Source organism: Variovorax sp. ZS18.2.2 (assembly GCF_024701975.1).
Lineage (GTDB): Bacteria > Pseudomonadota > Gammaproteobacteria > Burkholderiales > Burkholderiaceae_C > Variovorax.
This window is the reverse complement of the sequence record NZ_JANLNM010000001.1, coordinates 1,546,331-1,564,773: the sequence shown is the minus strand read 5'-3', so window position 1 is coordinate 1,564,773 and position 18,443 is coordinate 1,546,331. Positions and strand designations below refer to the sequence as shown.

At 59.9% G+C, this 18,443-nt stretch carries 16 protein-coding genes; 5 read left to right on the top strand and 11 right to left on the bottom strand.

Annotated features, from left to right (window positions below; genetic code table 11):
* Window positions 1-51 precede the first annotated feature (51 nt).
* Window positions 52-978, top strand: coding sequence for a LysR substrate-binding domain-containing protein (locus NU688_RS07375; RefSeq protein WP_257859878.1), 927 nt, complete (start codon window positions 52-54; stop codon window positions 976-978).
* 12 nt (window positions 979-990) lie between these two features.
* Here the strand turns inward: NU688_RS07375 and NU688_RS07370 are convergent, their stop codons facing one another.
* Window positions 991-1,773: an AraC family transcriptional regulator gene (locus NU688_RS07370; RefSeq protein ID WP_257859877.1), complete on the bottom strand. Its 783-nt coding sequence runs from the start codon at window positions 1,771-1,773 to the stop codon at window positions 991-993.
* A gap of 92 nt (window positions 1,774-1,865) precedes the next feature.
* Here NU688_RS07370 and NU688_RS07365 point away from each other — a divergent pair, with 92 nt between their 5' ends.
* Window positions 1,866-2,132 carry a hypothetical protein gene (locus NU688_RS07365; RefSeq protein WP_257859876.1) on the top strand — a complete coding sequence of 89 codons (267 nt, stop codon included), beginning with the start codon at window positions 1,866-1,868 and terminating at the stop codon, window positions 2,130-2,132.
* 337 nt (window positions 2,133-2,469) lie between these two features.
* On the opposite strand, the gene NU688_RS07360 is transcribed toward NU688_RS07365, so the two are convergent.
* Window positions 2,470-3,429, bottom strand: coding sequence for a DNA-binding protein (locus tag NU688_RS07360; RefSeq protein ID WP_257859875.1), 960 nt, complete (start codon window positions 3,427-3,429; stop codon window positions 2,470-2,472).
* Window positions 3,430-3,572: 143 nt separating this feature from the next.
* Between NU688_RS07360 and NU688_RS07355 the strand changes: the two genes are divergently transcribed.
* Window positions 3,573-4,751: a tyrosine-type recombinase/integrase gene (locus NU688_RS07355; RefSeq protein ID WP_257859874.1), complete on the top strand. Its 1,179-nt coding sequence runs from the start codon at window positions 3,573-3,575 to the stop codon at window positions 4,749-4,751.
* 26 nt (window positions 4,752-4,777) lie between these two features.
* Here NU688_RS07355 and NU688_RS07350 read toward each other — a convergent pair whose 3' ends face one another.
* The 6 genes from NU688_RS07350 to NU688_RS07325 all read right to left on the bottom strand — a co-directional run bounded on the left by NU688_RS07350 (window position 4,778) and on the right by NU688_RS07325 (window position 11,303).
* Window positions 4,778-5,098, bottom strand: a complete 321-nt coding sequence (locus NU688_RS07350; RefSeq protein ID WP_257859873.1) for a hypothetical protein — start codon at window positions 5,096-5,098, stop codon at window positions 4,778-4,780.
* Window positions 5,099-5,196: 98 nt separating this feature from the next.
* Complete coding sequence (locus NU688_RS07345) at window positions 5,197-5,781, bottom strand: hypothetical protein (protein ID WP_257859872.1); 585 nt, start codon at window positions 5,779-5,781, stop codon at window positions 5,197-5,199.
* Window positions 5,782-6,079: 298 nt separating this feature from the next.
* Window positions 6,080-7,732 (bottom strand): tannase/feruloyl esterase family alpha/beta hydrolase, encoded by a 1,653-nt coding sequence (locus NU688_RS07340; RefSeq protein WP_257859871.1) that lies wholly within the window; start codon window positions 7,730-7,732, stop codon window positions 6,080-6,082.
* Between the two features lie 103 nt (window positions 7,733-7,835).
* Entirely contained in the window at window positions 7,836-9,260 is a 1,425-nt protein-coding gene (locus tag NU688_RS07335; protein WP_257859870.1) for an FAD-binding oxidoreductase, read from the bottom strand.
* Complete coding sequence (locus NU688_RS07330; RefSeq protein WP_257859869.1) at window positions 9,257-10,333, bottom strand: alpha/beta fold hydrolase; 1,077 nt, start codon at window positions 10,331-10,333, stop codon at window positions 9,257-9,259. The genes NU688_RS07335 and NU688_RS07330 overlap by 4 nt, the downstream gene beginning before the upstream one ends.
* Entirely contained in the window at window positions 10,326-11,303 is a 978-nt protein-coding gene (locus tag NU688_RS07325; protein ID WP_257859868.1) for a tripartite tricarboxylate transporter substrate binding protein, read from the bottom strand. Before NU688_RS07325 ends, NU688_RS07330 begins: the two co-directional genes overlap by 8 nt.
* A gap of 77 nt (window positions 11,304-11,380) precedes the next feature.
* Between NU688_RS07325 and NU688_RS07320 the strand changes: the two genes are divergently transcribed.
* Both NU688_RS07320 and NU688_RS07315 read left to right on the top strand, forming a co-directional pair.
* Window positions 11,381-11,863 (top strand): MarR family winged helix-turn-helix transcriptional regulator, encoded by a 483-nt coding sequence (locus NU688_RS07320; protein WP_257859867.1) that lies wholly within the window; start codon window positions 11,381-11,383, stop codon window positions 11,861-11,863.
* A 201-nt stretch (window positions 11,864-12,064) separates the two neighbouring features.
* A complete protein-coding gene (locus NU688_RS07315) occupies window positions 12,065-15,112 on the top strand; it encodes a Tn3 family transposase (RefSeq protein WP_257859866.1) in 3,048 nt (1,015 codons plus the stop codon).
* Between the two features lie 490 nt (window positions 15,113-15,602).
* Here the strand turns inward: NU688_RS07315 and NU688_RS07310 are convergent, their stop codons facing one another.
* The 3 genes from NU688_RS07310 to NU688_RS07300 form a co-directional block, all read right to left on the bottom strand.
* Window positions 15,603-16,409: a hypothetical protein gene (locus NU688_RS07310; RefSeq protein WP_257859865.1), complete on the bottom strand. Its 807-nt coding sequence runs from the start codon at window positions 16,407-16,409 to the stop codon at window positions 15,603-15,605.
* Between the two features lie 721 nt (window positions 16,410-17,130).
* Entirely contained in the window at window positions 17,131-17,400 is a 270-nt protein-coding gene (locus NU688_RS07305; RefSeq protein ID WP_257859864.1) for a type II toxin-antitoxin system ParD family antitoxin, read from the bottom strand.
* 530 nt (window positions 17,401-17,930) lie between these two features.
* Complete coding sequence (locus NU688_RS07300; RefSeq protein WP_257859863.1) at window positions 17,931-18,413, bottom strand: DUF2726 domain-containing protein; 483 nt, start codon at window positions 18,411-18,413, stop codon at window positions 17,931-17,933.
* Between the last annotated feature and the right edge of the window lie 30 nt (window positions 18,414-18,443).

Sequence of the window (18,443 nt, the reverse complement as noted above, 5' to 3'; positions counted from 1 at the left end):
TTATATTTGGAAATACCGTTTATTGTCGGTTTTCAATACCTTGAAAATATCATGGAACTGCGCCATCTCCGCTACTTCGTCGCGGTTGCCGAGGAGCTCAACTTCACGCGCGCCGCGCAGCGCCTGCACATCGCGCAGCCGCCGCTGAGCGTGCAGATCCAGGCGCTCGAAGAGGAACTGAAGGTCCGGCTGCTCGAGCGCGACAAGCGGCGCGTGTTCCTCACGCAGGCGGGGCGCCATTTCCTCGAGCGGGCGCGCGGCATCCTGCGCGACGTGGAAACGGCCAAGGGCGAGGCGCAGAGCGCGGCCTCGGGGGAGGTGGGGAGCATCGCGCTGGGCTACACGGCCTCCTCGATGCTGTCGCCAGCCATGCCCGGCGCCATTCTTCGCTTCCGGCAACTGCACGCGCGGGTGGTGCTGACGCTGAAGGAGATGACCTCGCTGGAGCAGCTCGACGCGGTGCACGGGCGCAGCCTCGACATCGCCGTGCTGCGCCGCCCGAACGTGGAGATTCCGACCGGCATCACCGTCGAGGAGTGGTACCAGTCGCCGCTGACGGCCGTGGTGCCGCGCGATCACAGGCTCAGCGGCAAGCCGCTGCGGATCGCGGACCTGCGCGACGAGCCGCTGGTGATGTACCCGCGCAATGCCGGCATCGGGCTCTACTGGAAGGTGCAGGACCTGTGCGCCAAGGCGGGCTTCCGGCCGCGCATGGTGCAGGAGGCGCGCGAGGCATCGACCATCGCGGGGCTGGTCGCGGCCGGCGTCGGCATCGCGCTGGTGCCAGGCGACACGCGCTGCATCCAGCTGGACGGCGTCGTGTATCAGACGGTGCTCGACAAGGAGGCGGTCTCCAGCCTCTACCTGGCGCACCGGCAGGAGGACCCGAATCCTTATGTCGACCTGATGCTCAAGGAGCTTCGTTCGGCGTTGAAGCGCGGGACTGCGCGCAGCCGTGCGAAGCGCAAGAGCGCGTAGCCCTTGTGGCGGTCATGCCTGCCGCATGTACTGCGTGGGCGTGACGCCGAAGGTGCGCTTGAACAACGCGATGAAGGCGCTGATGTTGCAGTAGCCCAGCTCGAGCGCGACGGTCGTGACGGACCGCCCCTCGGCCAGGAGCTCCAGCCCGCGCAAGAGGCGCGCGCGCTGGCGCCACGCGCCGAGGCTGTAGCCGGTCTCCATCGGAAAACGGCGATTGAGCGTGCGGGGCGAAACATTCGCCAGCGCGGCCCAGTCGTCCAGTGAGCGTTCTTCCGCGGGCTCTGCCAGCAGCCCTTGCGCGATCTTCACCAGCGACGGGCTGGTCGGCATCGGCAGGCTCAGTTCCTCGACCGGCAAGGCCTGGATCTCGTTGACCACGACGCGTTCGAGCAAGTCCCGCATCGGTCCGCCTGTTTCGTCGTCGGGGCGCTCCAGCCGCCGCACGGCCTCGCGCAGCAGGGCAGAGATGCGAAGCGTCGCCGGTTGATCGGGCAGGCCCTCGCAGGCACCGGACTGGACATAGACGCTCCATGCGTCCACCTGGCCATGCACGCTCGCCCAATGCAGTTGCCCGGGCGGTATCCACACCGCATGCACGTTGGGCACGAGCCACTTGCCGAACTCCGTGCCCAGCGTGAGAAGGCCTCGCCAGACGCCCAGGAGCTGTCCTCGTCCGTGGCTGTGGGCCTCCACCAGCGAGCTGCCTTCGACGCACTGGGAAACGACGATCGCCAACGGACCGGTCGTGCCGTCCTTCAGGTTTTCGAGGTCGGGATGGGGCAGGGAAGACATGGCGCAAATGAGCTACTGATTGGCCCAAACAGCATAGTCACGCCAGGCGCAAAAACCTAGCATGAACCCATGTTTCAGAGCAGGTGACTCCCATGCAAACCCAGAACAGCCTTTCCGACGGTGCCTCAAGCGCCGAGTGCGAGCAGCCGGCGCGCGAGGTCGTCGAACTCGACGTGCTCTACGCCGAGCCGTCTTCGATGATCCAGAAGGCGGTGTCCCGCCACCTGACCGAGTACCACCGCGCCTACCTGGAGATCGCGACGTTCTTCTGCCTGGCGACGGGGCGCGGGGACTCGGGCCTCGATGCCTCTCCACGCGGCGGGAGTGAGCGGTCAGAATGCCATAAATTTGTTTGCTGACAACCACTTAGGAGTTTTCAAACACGATTGCGTCAAATAATTACGGGGTGCGATCTTGTAAATTGGCTCTGCGCAAGAGCGGGTGGTCAGAATGACATAAATTTGCGTGTTGACAACCACTTAGGAGTTTTTAAACACAATTGTGTCAAATAATTACGGGCTGCGATCTCGTAAATTGGCTCTGCGCAAGGCCGGCCACGCCACGCAGTGTTCCTGTAGCTGAGGGTTGGCCGGGATTCACGATTTTTTCGCCAAAAAGTGACCTAACCTGTTATCAGTAAAGGAAATTTCCTCATCGGAAATCTCATCCCTTCCGGATCGGATCACACCTCCCTCGTCAAGGCGACTTTCGCGTGGTCGTCTTGCGTGGTGCCTTGGCCTCAAGGCGCTTGTCCAGTTGAGTGCGCAGCGCCTCGCTCGCACTTCGAGCTTCTGCCAGCGCCCCTTCGGTCGCCCCGAGGCGCTGACGCAATTGCCCCAACTCTTGCTGCAGTTCGGCCATGCGAACACGATGTTGCTCGGCATGGGCCTCGGTCGTCTTGCGCACTTGCTCAAGATCTTTGGCAAGCTTGGTTGCTCCCGATCGCTCGCGGTCAACATCCAGCAGCGCACGCCGCAAGTCGGCCTGGTGCCGCTCGCTGGAAGCCGCGGCTGCAGCACGCTGCTCCTCGAGCTGCCGCTCAAAGCCCTGTCGGGCCGCGTCCAAGGCTTGCTGCAGTTCCCGTCGCTGCTGCTCGCCCGCTTGGAGCTGACGCTCCAGGCCAACGCGTGTGCCTTGCTCCCTGGCCAGCGCCTGGCCGGTTTCCTGAAGTTGTGTCTGACAGACCGAGAGATCGGTCTGCAGCTTGGCATTGGCCTTCTCAGCGGCCTCGGCATGCGCCTGCGCGGCTTCCATATCGGCCGCCGCTGCAACCACGGCCGCCTGCGCCTCGCTGCGCTCCGCCGTAAAGCCCTCCGACGCTGAGGCCTGTGCCCGCAACCACAGCGCGCCGATCACCTCGCCGGCGGCATCGCGCAGTTCCTCGGGCAGATCCGGGTGTTCGATGCGCACGCGGCTTTTCTCGCGCAGGATTTCCCAGAAGCGCGACAGCGCCTCGGCCGGTGCGCTCATGCTCCCCTTGCGAACGAGCTGATAGAGCTTGTTGGCGGTGGGCGTGATGCCGTGACGGAAAAACAGGAGCACGCAGACCTCGCGATACAGCTCCTGCGTGTCGACGTGCCTGGCGCGCAGATCTTCGATTTCGGCCTGCAGGCGCCGGTCTTCGGGGTGGATTTCGAGGGAAGCAGAGTCGCTCAAAGGATTCTCCAAGGCTGAATATTGATTGATATTACAACGTAATACGTTGTGTTTATTGAATTTAATTTCAATCTATGGACATAATCCATTTAATGTCCATGATATCGATTCAGCCTCGAATTTGAGCGTCGCTCGCCCACTCCATGTCCTCTCTTGCCGTCCAGCCCATCGACCAGATCGCTATCGCTGAGCATCTCAGCGGCGTGCGCGGCCGAAACCGCGCGGCCGGCACGCCGCAGATCGCGGCTTCGGACGACCGCTCGGCCGTGCACGCCTGGCTGGCACGTTACGCCGACTCGCCCGCAACGCTGGCCAGCTACCGCAAGGAATCCGAACGCCTGCTGCTGTGGTGCCTGCTGCAGCGCCGGGTCGCCTTGTCGGACCTGACACACGAAGATCTGCTGATGTACCGGCACTTCCTGGGCGACCCGCAGCCGCACGAGCGCTGGGTGATGGCACCAGGCCAGAAACCGCAGCGTTCTTCGCCACGCTGGCGCCCCTTTGCAGGACCCTTGAGCGTTGCCAGCCAACGCCAGGCCATGTCGATCCTCAACGCGATGTTCTCCTGGCTGGTGGAAGCGGGCTATCTGGCGGGCAATCCGTTGGCGCTGAGCCGGCGCCCGCGCCGGACCGCGGCGCCGCGGGTGACGCGGTTTCTGCCGATGGAACACTGGGATGCCGTTAAGGCGACCATCGAGGCGATGCCCACAGCCACTGTACGGCAGGCGGCACAGGCCGCGCGCACGCGCTGGCTGTTCTCGCTGCTGTATATCGGCGCACTGAGGGCCTCGGAGATCAGCACAACGCGCATGTCCGGGTTTTTCCAGCGCCGCTCGGGCGGTGGAGGTCCCGTGCGTTGGTGGTTGGAAGTGACCGGCAAGGGCGACAAGATCCGCCTGGTGCCGGTGACCGCCGAATGGCTCGCCGAATTGATGCGCTACCGCCGCGCAATGAGTTGGAGTCCGCTGCCGCGTGAGGACGACGACACACCGCTGCTGACGTCGTTGATCGGCCCCGTCAAACCAATGGCGCGCAGCGCGATCCACGAGATCGTCAAGGGCGTGATGCGCGAGACAGCCGCCCGGCTGCGGGCCCAAGGTGAAGAGTTCGAGGCGACCGCCGCACACATCGAGCAGGCCTCCACACACTGGCTGCGCCACACCGCCGGCAGCCACCTGAGCGAGAAAGCCGATCTCAAAATCGTGCGCGACAACCTCGGGCATGCCAACCTGACCACCACCAGTATTTATCTGCACACCGAGGACGACGCGCGGCATGAGGCTACCCAACAGGCGCATCGGGTCGGATGGCGAAGCCCTTGAGAACAAAAGACAGGAGACCTGCCACCTCAAATTCTCCACACCATCGCCAGCAGCGGCTGGACGCGAATCGCACGCTGCACCGTGGTCAAGGTGCCAGCGTAGCCGGGCAATGCCTTTTGTGTCGCGCCTGCAGAATCGGCACCGAGTGCCGCCGCCTCCAGTTTTTGGTCTCCGGCCGGCGTCCGGCAAAATAAGGCGATCTCGTCGCTCGGCTCACCTTCGTTGACGCGTGCAACGCGCCCGCTGCGCCGAAGATGACCCACGACATTCATCAGCGTACGAATGGAAAAACCCGTGGCCTGCGCGAGGTCCGCGTACGTCGCACAGGGCCCGATCGCGGCAAGCACCTGCAGTATCCGCTCGTCTCTGCGATGGCGAGGGACCACATTGCCACCTTCACTCAGTGCGATCCGACGATCGATGCCTGACCAGCGGACGCGGACATTTACAGCGGAGCTTTCAACTGCCGGATGAATTCGTCCCGGACCTCTGGTTCGATACGGCCCGCTTCCGACAGCATCCTGGCAGCCACCAGCGCTTGCTCCGGGCGAAGTCCTCCCTGGGCTACATGCTCGGGAAGCCGCTTCAGGACCTCGTAGGCTTCCTGTCGGCGCTCATCGTCGCTGAGGCTCGGGAGCAATTCGGCCAAGGTGTTCACGCGGTCGCGATATCGCGCCAGCTCGACTTGGCGGGCCACCTCGTCTTCGACGGGCTTGCCGTTGCGCGCCAGATCGCGCCGCAGTTGATCGAGATCGAGCTTGCGCTCCAACGGTCCGGCCGACATGAGATATGGCGATGCACCGGGAGCGAACACTTTGTACTCGGGCGCCCGACGCGCGAGTACGACACCGCTGCCGCCAACATCCGGCGTGGTTTTCGCATTGCGCTTCGTGGCGGCGCTTGACGTTACTGCAACGAGGGGCTGTTCGACACCGGGCTCGAACAGGAGCCAGAGCACCAGGGTCCCTATCGCGCCGCCCATGACGACGATCAACTTGGTGCCGCTCAGAAAAGGAAAACGGGTACGCATGCGAAATCTCTCCTATCTCCGATTTATTTCTTCCGCTTGGCATCGCGCGTGGAAATAGGCCTCTGTTGTCGAGGTCTCTGCTGGCGTTGACCCCCCAATCAGACCAGCCTTCATGGCGTTCGCCGAACCTCACCTGGATCGCCAATCCGTAGAATTCGACAACCTCCGGCTTGAAGCCGGTGGTTGTCGAACTGCCGCGCTCATTACTGAATTTCGGCACCAAAGAATCGCTGTTGCTCTTTGAATTCCAGTATTCTCGAATTACTGGCAATAGCCAAGTCAATGAGCATTCGTAGATTCAAAGATCGGGGGCAGTGCAGTTGAAGCTTGATGCTTTTTCTTGCGGGCCTTTCCCATCATATTTGGGATAGCTCGGATACTTGCACAAGGGGCGCTCGAGGGTAATCTGTCCTAACAGATTTTTCTTGACTAATGTCAGATTCTGTTTGGATGGCGGAGTGCCTTGCTCAACCCAGGTTGAAACTGCTTTTATTAAATCCACTCCATATGGACCATTTCCACCCATGCCAACGTGTCCTACTCCTGGCGCGGCGAAAAACTCTATTACGCTATCAGCGTCAGATTGACCCATTGTACTGATAACGCTGTCATAGTATTTGGTCTGATCGATGAAGCTGACTGCTGAATCGATGGTTCCATCGAGCGAAACTAACTTGCCACCACGCTTTTTGAATCCACTAAGATCTGGATTCGACGTATCGAACAATTTGTTAAGCTCTTCCAGTCGCGGTATTGATTGCTCGGGACTCCAAGTTTTCGGATCGATATAGCCTGGATCGTCTGGGCTGACCAAATTTTGAACAAAATCTTTAATAAAGCTTTCGGCAAATATTTGGCCTCCGGAAATATTGACCAAAGGCAACGGCCATTGAAACAAACCCCATCCACCAGAAATATCACTTTCTCCTCCTGCGAAGCCATATCCTTCAAAGTGGATATTTTTACTTGAAGTCACAAGAGGCGAAGCAATGACATTCACGCTTGAAATTTGTTCATCGGACAGGCAGGAGTGAAACCATGGATCGCTACCGCCCCAGCTACACCGCAGCACTTCCGGTTTAAATTTGCAGGCAATTGGATTGGAAATGATGCCGTCCTTCAAACCATCTTTCTCGTCGCATGCCTTGAAAACAGCGTCGGAGAGCAATTTCTGCTCTGGAAGACCCAATTTTGAATTCGGTTTGGCAAGTTGCTGTGCAACGCGACTGAAATTGACAAATTGCCCTACAGCATGAGACCCACTGCTACGCGCAACAATTCCATCGAAATCTTCTGGATAACGCTGCGCCTCGATCACGCCTTCTTGCCCGCCCTTGGAGCCTCCCTCGAAATAGCTTCGATCCGCTGATTTTCCATAATAGGTTGTGATGATTTCCCTCCCGAATGGCAACGCCCTGTGCGTAGCCTCACTGGTATAGTCAGCCAATTTTCGAGGATCTCTTGCAAAGCTCGAGTCAATCAAGCCACCATCATGACCGCCATTGGTTGCCATGATTGCATAGCCGTCGGATTTGATAGAAGGACTGAAGAAGGGGTAAGTCGATAGATTAGGAATTGATCCATCAAATCCACCCCCACCGAGAAAAGCCAAATTATTGTTCCACTTGGTTGGAAGGTGAAGTTGAAATTTCAGATCCGAATCATTCATTTTTGCGTCAACAACGCAATATCCACCCAAGAAATCCAGGGATATGTTCGTGACAACCGCTTCGCCGTTGCTCCCAAGTTTTCGATCCTTCAATGACAAACATTGAAGAACGCCTGCATTTGTTTTTCCTTCGTCGCTATCTGGTGTTGACGAGGCAGCATGCGAAGAGGTTGCCAAACTCAAAGCGAACAGCGATAAACAAGAGTACACCCGAGTCCTCTTGCTGAAAGATTCAAGTGTTTTGTTTTCGAAATTTCTTGAATCATGCGAACTTTTTTTCATTTCTTTATCTCCTTCCTGTATGACTTTGCTTTAGGCAAACGTTGCGCATCCATTACGCTGGTTGTGCAAAGCTTCCTTCCCTGAATGACGCAAAATATTTGCATCAAATATTGAATACTTTCCCCGGATTCATGATGTTCTTCGGATCGAGCGCGCGCTTGATCGTGCGCATCATGTCGATGGCGCCGACGCCCACCTCGGTCACCAGGAAGTCCATCTTGTGCAGGCCCACGCCGTGCTCGCCGGTGCAGGTGCCCTCGAGTGCCAGTGCGCGGCTCACCAGCTTGTGGTTGAGCGCCTCCGCCTTCACGCGCTCTTCGGGGATGTTCGGATCGAGCAGGTAGCCGAAGTGGAAGTTGCCGTCGCCCACGTGGCCGACGAGGAAGTAGGGGATGCCGCTCGCATCGGCTTCGGCCACCGAGTCGAGCAGGCAATCGGCCAGGCGCGAGATCGGCACGCAGGTGTCGGTCGTGATCACGCGGCAGCCGGGGCGCGACTGCACCGCCGCAAAGTAGCTGTTGTGCCGCGCGGTCCACAGGCGCGTGCGTTCTTCCGGCGTGCTGGCCCACTCGAAGGCATTGCCGCCGTGGCCGCTGGCCAGCTCCTGCACCGTCTCGGCCTGTTCCTTCACGCCGGCGGGCGAGCCGTGGAATTCCATCAGCAGCATCGGCTCTTCGCGCAGGTTCAGCTTGGCGTAGGCGTTGACCATGCGCACCGTGTTCACGTCGATCAGTTCCACGCGCGCGATCGGCACACCGAGCTGGATGGTCTCGATGGTGGTGCGCACGGCCGCCTCGATGCTCGGGAACGAGCAGATCGCGGCCGACACCGCTTCGGGCAACGGGTAGATGCGCAGCGTGACCTCGGTCACCACGCCCAGCGTGCCTTCGCTGCCCACCATGAGGCGCGTGAGGTCATAGCCGGCGGAAGACTTCTTGGCGCGCGTGCCGGTGCGAATGACTTCGCCGCTGGCCGTGACCACTTCGAGCGCCAGCACGTTCTCGCGCATCGTGCCGTAGCGCACGGCGTTCGTGCCGCTGGCGCGCGTGGCCGTCATGCCGCCGAGGGACGCGTCGGCACCGGGGTCGATGGGGAAGAACAGGCCCGTGCTCTTGATCTCTTCGTTGAGCTGCTTGCGCGTGACGCCGGGTTGCACCGTCACCGTGAGGTCGTCGGCATTGATCGACAGCACCTTGTTCATGCGCGACACGTCGATGCTGATGCCGCCTTGCACCGCCAGCAGATGGCCTTCGAGCGAGGAGCCCACGCCGAAGGGAATGACGGGCACGCTGTGCTCGCTTGCGAGCTTCACCGCGTCGGCCACGTCCTGCGTGCTTTCGGCGAACACCACGGCCGAGGGCGGTGGCGCATCGAACGAAGACTCGTCGCGGCCGTGCTGCGTGCGCACCGCCATTGCCGTGGAACAGTTGGCGCCGAAGCGTGCCTTCAGGCCGTCGATCAGGCTGGCGGGTACGTCGCGCAGATGAAGCGCCGGCATCAGGTGCGAGGTTTGGGTCGGGGCGTTCATCCATATCTCCGTGTCTCGTGGGCGAAGGTCTGAATCGCGTCAACCTGTTCCTGACCGGTAAGAAACTCGCGCAACACCTCGCTCCAAAGGTGCGCATCGATTCCGCTGGCAAGGTGGCCGTAGTCGCTGCGCAGTTCGTGGAAGTGCGCCTGCACGCCGTGGCGCTTCAGGTCTTGCATCGCGGCCGGCCCGAGCGACGACGGAAACAGCGCATCGCTCGAACTCAGCACATACAGCACGCGGGCGCGAATGGCGCCAAGCTGTTCGCGCACGTCGAAGCGTTCGATGGTCTGTATCAGCGTCGCCAGCGAATTGGCGTCGAACCCTTCGGCCCACGCCCGGGACAAGGCACACATGCGTTCGGAGCGCTGCGGCTCGTCGAGCGACAGGCTTGCAAGCCACGCGTCCATGCCGTAGCGGCGCAGTGTGTCCAAGCGCAGGCGCGACAGCAATTCGCCCATGTCGCCAGGTGCATAGCGGCCGCTATGCCAGTTCGGATCGGCCGCGAAGGCATCGCGCAAGCCCTGTGCTCCCGCCGACGCTCCGCGCCCGTCGAGATGCGCCAACGCGATCACCAGCCGCGAGACCGACTGCGGATACTGCACACCCCACTGCAGCGCCTGGAAACCGCCCATCGACACGCCCGCCACCGCATGCAGCTTGCGCACGCCCATGGCTACGAGCATCGATTTCTGCAGCCGCACGATGTCTTCGAAAGAGATGGCCGGAAAGTCCGGCCCATAAGGTTCGCCGGTTGCCGGATCGATGCTGGCCGGCCCGGTCGAGCCGTAGCACGAGCCCAGCGCGTTGGACGACACGACGAAGTAGCGCCGCGTGTCGATGGCCTTGCCCGGGCCCACGAGCTCGCTCCAGGAGCCTTCAGCGGCGCTGCTTCCGGACAGCACGAATTCATGGCTCGAGGTGAAGCCGTGTGTGATCAGCACCGCGTTGTCTCGCGCGACATTGAGCGTGCCCAGCGTGATGTAGGCCGCGCATGCCTCGGCCAGCACCTGGCCACCAGCGAGCCGGAAGTCGCGTTCGATGTGAACGCCGCGCGTGGCTTCTTCAGTCATTGGTGATACCCAGGCGCTCGATCCACGGCCGCCAGAACGCGATGTCGCGCTTGACGACGCCCGCGTAGTCCTTGGCACTCACGTACTGCGGCGCGAAGAGCGCCTGCTTGAGCGCGCGATTGAACTCGGGCGTATCAAGACAGGCTTGCGTCCAGCGATCGATCGACTGTGTCACTTCGGGCGGGCTGCCGGCCTTGGTCGTGATGCCGATCCATGCGGTGCGCGCGAAGCCCGGATCGTGCAGCACCTCGCCGGCAGTGGGCACGGCCGGCATGGTGGGCAGGCGCTTGTCGGTGAAGTTGAGAATCGGCACCAGTTTGCCGTTGTCGATGTACTGCGTGGCCGAGCCGGTCAGGAAGATCATCACGGGCACCTGTTCGCCCATCAGTGCTGTGAGCCCGTTGGGCTCGCCGTTCATCGGCACCATCGTCGCCTTGATCCCCAGCTTGGCCGCGAGCGCCGCACTCAGCAGATGCCCGGGTGCACCGATAGCCCCAATACCGAAGTCGATCCCACCGGGGCGCGCCTTGGCGTAGGCGACGAGGTCGTCCATTGTCTTGATGCCCGACTGCGCACTGGCCACGAGCGTGAGCGGACTGACCGCGAACATGGCCGCGCCTTCGAAGTCCTTTTCGGGGTCGTAGGGCGGTTTCTTGAAGACATAGGGGGTAATGGTGGTCTGCGACATGCCTGCGACCATGACCGTGTAACCGTCGGCCGGCTGTTGCTTCATGAAGCTCGCTGCCACCACGCCGTTGGCACCGGGCTTGTTGACCAGCACGAACGGCTGCCCCGCGAGACTGTCGCGCTGGGCGCAATGCATCCAGGCGCGCGTCACCACGTCGGTGCTGGCTCCCGCGGGCAACGGACTCACGAGCGTGACCGGTTTGGACGGATAGCGTTCAGCGTGGGTCGGTGCCAGAAACGCTGCTGACGCAGCAAACGCCAGCAGCAGATGAGTTGCTTTCAAGAGGCTACGCATGGTTTTTGATTGCCCATATTAGGTTCCATTCAGAACCGAGCTTAGTTCCATAATGAACCATCAAAATGAGTACTTACCCGATGCCGAATCTCACTGACTTCATCTCCGGATCGATCACCTATGCGAGCCAAATCAGCTATCTGGCGAGCTTCTATACCAACAGCGTTTACCGACAAGTGATGGAGAAGCACGAGATTTCGCGCTCTGATTTCGTGGTCGTTTTCTGCCTCAACAAAGCCGGTGAAATGACCGCGCAAGATATCTGCGCCTTCACCGGGCGCCCCAAGAACAGCGTGAGCCGCGCGGTCAACACCATGCTCGAACGCGGCTACATCGCCCGGCGTAACGACCCGAACGACGCACGGCGTGCGGTGCTGTCGATCACACGTCGCGGCAGCGAACTCTATGAAGCGGCGCTGCCGCTGTTCGAGGCTCGTCAAGAGGCGATGCTGGCGCCGCTCACAGCCAAGGAGTGCGCCACGCTGGCGCGCCTGCTCGAAAAACTGGTGCTGCGCGAAGACGCGTGGGCCGTGCCGGAAGCCGACTGAGTCGATCGCCCATACTGATCGAGTTTTGATCCGCCTGTCGAATCGCACTGGTGTTTTGTATTAGTGCTGGATTGGTGGATGCAAGCAGCGTCGTGTCGTTTCCCTATCTGGCGGAAGTCATCATTGCGGTAGTGTGATCATGAAACAGAAATGGATCGCACACGCATTCAGTGCCGCGAGAGCGGAGATGCGCCAGCGTCTATGAGCAATCTCGACGAAACTGCCTACCCCAGGCTGCGAGACGACATCTCGCCTCAGGAACTGGACCAGCTCTACACGCCGAGCGCCAAAGAGCGCAAATTCGTGACCGATTCCTATCGGCGCACCTCGCCCCAGACTTTCCTGATCTTGCAGCTCAAGCTGATGCAGCGCCTGGGCCATTCGGTGCCCTTGGCGAGCGTGCCGCTTGTGATCGTGGCGCACGTGTGCAAGAAATTCAAGATCGCCCGGCCGTCCAAGGACGCCTTGGCTCGTTACGACGCCTCGGGCGAGAAGTCGCGCCACTTGCAGCAGGTGGTGACGGTCCTGAAATTGCAGGAGGTCGACCAGGCCGCACGGCGCTGGATGGTCGAGCGTGCCGAGGCGGCCGCGCGCACCAAGCAGGAGCTGCCCGACATCATCAATGCGTTGCTCGAGGAACTCGTGCACCAGCGCTACGTGCTGCCCGGCTTCAGCTACCTGGATCGCATCGCACAGGCCGCGCGCGACAAAGTCAACACGGCCATCCAGGACCGCATCGTGGCTGCGCTCGACCAGCCGACGCGTGATCGACTGGATGCGTTGCTCGGAATTGAGGATGACGATGCCAAACCCCAGGGGGAAGAAAGCCCGCCTTGCGCTGCATATTGCGCCGCGTACTGGCAGGGCTGGGACCGCATCAAGCGTGAACCCGGCAAGCCGACGGCACGGGAAGTGGTCGCGTTCTTGCAGCACATCCGTTGGCTGCGCGAGTTGGCGCAAGGCTTGCCGGATCTGTACGACGTGGCCGCCACCAAGCGCGCACAGCTCATCCTGGAGGCACGCGCGCTCGATATCTCGGAAATGCGTTCGCTGGTCGAGCGCAAGCGTTATGCCCTGACCGTGCTGCTGATCCAGTCGCAGTTGCGCAAAGCCACCGACGACATCGCCGAGATCTTCGTTAAGACCGTGCGCAAGCTGGACACCGATGCGAACATGCGGCTGCGGGAATACCGGGTCGAGCATGCCCTGCAGGTCGACCGTCTGGTCGGGCAATTGCGAGAGGTACTGACGGCCTACAACCAGGACGATCCCGAGGTAGACCGGCTGGCGGCCATCGGCGGCAGCCTGGTGGACGAGCCGCGGCAGCTCATCGAAGAATGCGATGAGTACATGGCCTATGCGGACAACAATTATTTCCCCTTCATGCTCAGGCCCTACGGCACCAAGCGGGCCTTGCTGTTCGAGTGCCTTGACGTGATGCAACCGATGGCAACCTATCGTGACGACGCCTTCGGGCAGGCCCTCACCTGGATGCTGCGACACCGCAACAGCCACAAGGAATATCTGCAGGCCGAGGTCGGACAGACCGATCTCGACCTGGCTTGGCTGCCCGTGAAATGGCGCCACCTCATCGTCGGCAAGGGTGCCAACATGCCTTTGCCGCAGCGCCTGCATCGCAAGTATTTTGAGCTGTGCCTGTTCAGCCGGCTCCACGAGGAATTGCAGTCCGGCGATCTGTTCGTGCCGCGCAGCGAGCTCTACGACGACTACCGCAACCACTTCGTTGATCAGGCCACCTTCCAGGCCGAGTTGAATGGCTACGTCGAGATGCTCGGTCTGGAGTCGGATGGAAGGGGTTTTTGCGAGGGACTTCGCAACAAGCTGACGGCATTGGCCGAGGCCGTTGATCAGGAGTTTCCGCAGAATGCGGGCGTCGCCTGGGGGCCGAACGGGTTGTTGATCCGCAAGGTCGAGAGCGATGTGCTGCCAGAAGGTTTCGACGCGCTTGACCAGGCCGTCAACGAGGGGCTGGGCCACGTGAACGTGCTCGAAGCGCTGATCCAGACGGAGGGGTGGCTGAACCTGCACAAGATGTTCGGACCCTTGTCGGGCTTTGAATCGAAGCTGGACGATCCCCGGGCGCGCTTCATTGCGACGCTGTTCTGCTACGGCTTCAACATGGGAGCGAGCCAGACGGCGCGCAGCCTAAAGAGTTTCAGTCGCAAGCAGATCGCCTGGCTCAACCTGCGGCACGTCACGGAGGATCGCCTGGACAAGGCCATCACGAAGACGGTCAATGCTTACCACCGCTTTGGCCTTCCGAAGTACTGGGGTTCCGGGAAGTCGGCCTCGGCCGACGGCACGAAGTGGTCGATGTACGAGAAGAACCTGCTGTCCGAATATCACATCCGCTATGGCGGCTACGGGGGCATCGGCTACTACCACGTGTCCGACACCTACATCGCGCTGTTCAGCCATTTCATTCCTTGCGGGGTGTATGAGGCGGTCTATATCCTGGACGGGTTGATCCGAAACGACTCCGACATTCAGCCCGACACGGTGCACGGCGATACCCAGGCACAGAACACGCCAGTCTTCGCGCTGGCCCATCTTCTGGGTATCGAGCTGATGCCGCGCATCCGCAACGTCAAGGATCTGATCTTCTTCAAGCCGGGCAAGGACGCGAAGTACCAGAATATCCAGTCGCTGTTTCGAGGGGAGGCCATCGACTGGGATCTGATCGAGCGCCACTACGAGGACATGCTGCGCGTGGCGGTCTCGATCAAGGCCGGCATGATCACGCCGTCCACGCTGCTGCGGCGCCTGGGCAGCAAGAGCCGTAAGAACAAGCTGTACTTTGCGTTTCGCGAGCTCGGGAGGGTGCTGCGTACGATGTTCCTGCTGCGCTACATCAGCGAGCCACAGCTACGCCGCACGATCCACGCGACGACGAACAAGAGCGAGCAGTTCAACCATTTCGCGCAGTGGACCTTCTTTGGTGGCGAGGGCACCATCGCGGAGAACGTGCGGCACGAGCAGCGCAAGGTGATCAAGTACAACCATCTGGTGGCCAACATGCTGATCCTGAACAACGTGCACCGGATGTCCAAGGTCGTGGGGGATTTACAGCAAAGCGGCAAGTTCGTGATCGACGCGAAGATGGCGGCGCACCTGTCTCCATATCGCACGATCCACCTCAATCGCTTTGGCGTCTATCCGATGGATCTGAATGCGCCCGTGGAGCCGATGAATTTGAAGGTAAAAATCTCAACTGCGACAACAAGTTAGATCACTTTTTGGCGAAAAAATCGCGAATCCCGGCCAACCCTCAAAGTTATGCAGACCATCCTTAACGGTCATGGACGCCTCGTGACGATCGACGCCAAGACCAAGACATTCGAGGACCGGTTACTCGTCCCATGAGCACCCCGACACCCGAGATGTCATTGGCGCACCGAGGCACGTTCCAATGCGTTCGCACGCTGAGGGCTCGGACCCACTGGTCAACGCTCCTGGAAGGTGAGTCGATCTCGCGGCAAACGAGATGGCGATTTCACTGGCCATAAGTGCTTACATAAGCAAGCCATTCAGTCGGCGATGTCATCGACCTAAGATTCCCGGAGGCCTTCGAGCCAAGGCTGCCTTGAGATCATCCGATATGAGACCAGTCTCTGGCAAGTCGAACCAGAGCAATCACGCCCGCGAGATAGATCGATAGCCTAAGGGCGCCCCCAGACCAAGCCAGTGTGGCCATTTTCCATTAAGTGTTTCAGTGCAACTAACTAAGAGCGCTCAAATCGCCATTCGGCAATGGCGAAACGGTCTTTCCAAATGAAGCGCAAGCAACAAGTAGACTTTGAAGTGAGCATTTTGTAAGCCTTGCTCCACCACCGGCGCTGACGTAGCCAAAAAGAAGTTCATCCGAAGCCTGTGCGGCCATGCTCGATGTAATTGGCGGGGCAAAACAACATTGCAAAATGCAAGCAAGGTATTGGCGCATTCCCTCAATTGGGAGGCCGATTCCTTCCTGAGAAAATAATTTATTCTGCTCCCACAGGGTGGTGTCGGAGTTGTTAAGGCCAGAATAGAATTCGTCAAATCCAGCTGCGGAAACAGGGTAATCCAATTCATCTCTGGGTGGAGGCGGCCCGTTAGGCGGTTTCCGAACAATTGTATTCACGTACGGAGCCCAAGCGATAGCACAGCTCTCTTGCCAAATGGCAAAATGCGCAACCCTTGATAATCTGCTGCTTAATTTACTGGCATGCAAATGCTTGGAAAGTGCCACTCGATGAGCTTTCGCAGAGGCTGAAAAAACCTCCTCATGAAATCCCCCTCGACTTAGCTTCAGCTCGGCAATAAACCATCGGCGTTGATGGGGAGATTTAGCGTTTATAGAGGCGTTGGCTTGAGGTGCGGTTACCTGTGGCAGAACGGCGCCCAACAAATCGCCGACCAGATTGTCAAGAGCATTTTGAGCATTGAGGAGCAGTCCAGGGGGGATATGAACTTCATGCCGCGCGTCTCGATAGCCCCACATGTACATCAAAGCTCCAGAGAGATTGCTCTCGTACATATTGGTCATATATTCTTTCTTCGTTCACGAAATTTCCAGGCGAATCGTGTGCATTTCGATGTTTCCACACCGACTAAAAGAGCAGCAGAAGTCGGCCCGACCTAGTCTGATAAGCACGAAAAGGCTCTCTCCCAGTGCAAGCTCCATGCGGCCGTCCGGCTAACGTGAGGCGGTGCTGAGCACAGCGGGGGCTCGGACCACCGAGCCTACGACATCACCCCACCAAGAGCGTGACCTTCTACTACGAGGTGAATGCCTGTGTGGGCGAGCCAAACAGAAATTGAGATCCTGATCCAAGTTCTGCAAACCCGAGTTTGCAGAACTTGAGGGGCCGTTTTCCTTGGGAGAAGGGCGGGGCGCTTGTTTGGGACTACCCGTCCGAAGCCGCGTTGTGAGCCAGCCTAGTCTTTGTCAGGCCCAGATTGCAACCAACTCGGCATCTTGGTCGCGACCACTGCCATTGAATCTTCTGCCGCGTCCAGCCCAGTTACGTAGCGGATATAGCTCTGCTCGGATTGGCTCCCATCGAGTTCGCGAACGGAAAGCCAGCCCGGCACGGTTTGCATAGAAAAGCTCTTTTTAAAAGCTCAATTCCAGCATGCGACTGCGCGCCTCCAAAGGGCGGTTTTCCATATGTGAAAAGTGCGGCCCTTTACTCACCCTTCGTGCCTCCAGCGCTTATGGGCTAAAACTAGCCGTATCTTGGCTTACTCCCAAACGACGCGATAGCTCATCGCGCCTTGATGTGCTCAGCGGCAAGGCGGGCGCGCACTCGGTCAGCAGTCACAGCGCGGGACGGATCGGCCTTCAGTGCATCGTAAGCTGGGCCGACCTGGTGGTGCAGCCAGCTTTCGACGGCACGATCACGCGCCAAGAGCGCTCGCAAACCGTCGCGAATGACCTCGCTTTCGGTGGCGTACTCGCCAGCCCGCACCTTTGCCTTCACCACGTCGGCCATTTCATTGGGAAGGGTAATACTCAGTTGCTGCGTCGTTCGCATTCGATCAGCCTCCAGTCAAAACAGTAGGATTCAATCCTATCAGGGTCCATTTGTTCGTCGTGCCCGCGCTGAGCGCGAGCAGGCCGCCAGCGAAGTGTCGGCTCTGCGCTGAACGGGAGAGATCTGAGCCAATTTACGAAATCCTGACCGCTCACTAAGGCCTACGTTCGCTGGAGGTTCGCTCACTCGCCGTAATTATTGGCAGCAATGTTGAAAGCGTCGTGAAAACGCGACGTCAACAGTCCGATGCCGCGGTCCGCAAACTCGCAAATTTGCTCGTGAAATGGCCTCTTTCCGGCCGCAAAGTCATAAATTCGCTCTGAAAACGGTCGATCTCAGCAAATTTATGAAATTGCAGGCTGAAAGAGGGGCCAATTTACGAGATCCTGACCGCTCACTATCAATGATGGGATACGACATTGCTCCTGTCATGCGCCTCTAGCTCTTTCATTTAACATAATGCACATTGTGTTCTTTAAAAAGCTACCAGATGAGCCCACCCATTCTGGGAACCGCGCAAGAAAATGCACTCAGGAGCCCAGCGGGCTGACAGACGCCAACGACGGGTCGAAATCCGCTTCCACGCGCCCGATGTCCGGCACGCGCTGATACCGCAGCACGCGGTACCCGGCTTCGGTCAGCATTGCATCCCGATCCGGATCGCGTCGGGCCTTGTCCTTCTGGTTCTTGTCGCCGAGCTCGACCACGGCCACGACCTTGAACGAGCGGTCGCACACGACGAAGTCGGCGATCCTGCGGCTGAATGTGCTGCGCGCCGCGCGCGTGCGGGCCGTGAGCAATGCGCCGAAGCTGACCTGCGGCAGCACCACAAGGTCCGGGAGCGTTTGCACGAGCCGGTTGTACATCGCCTGCTCGCGCGCAGTGAGCGGTGCACGGGCCTTGGGCTTGTCGACGAAGTTGCTGGTGTTTTGCTCGGACCTTTTCTTGGCCACCACCACAAACACCAGCACGCCGACAACCAGCAAAACGACCATGAATAGGAACGTATTCATCTCTGCTTCTCCTTCTCCACAGAGTCTCGC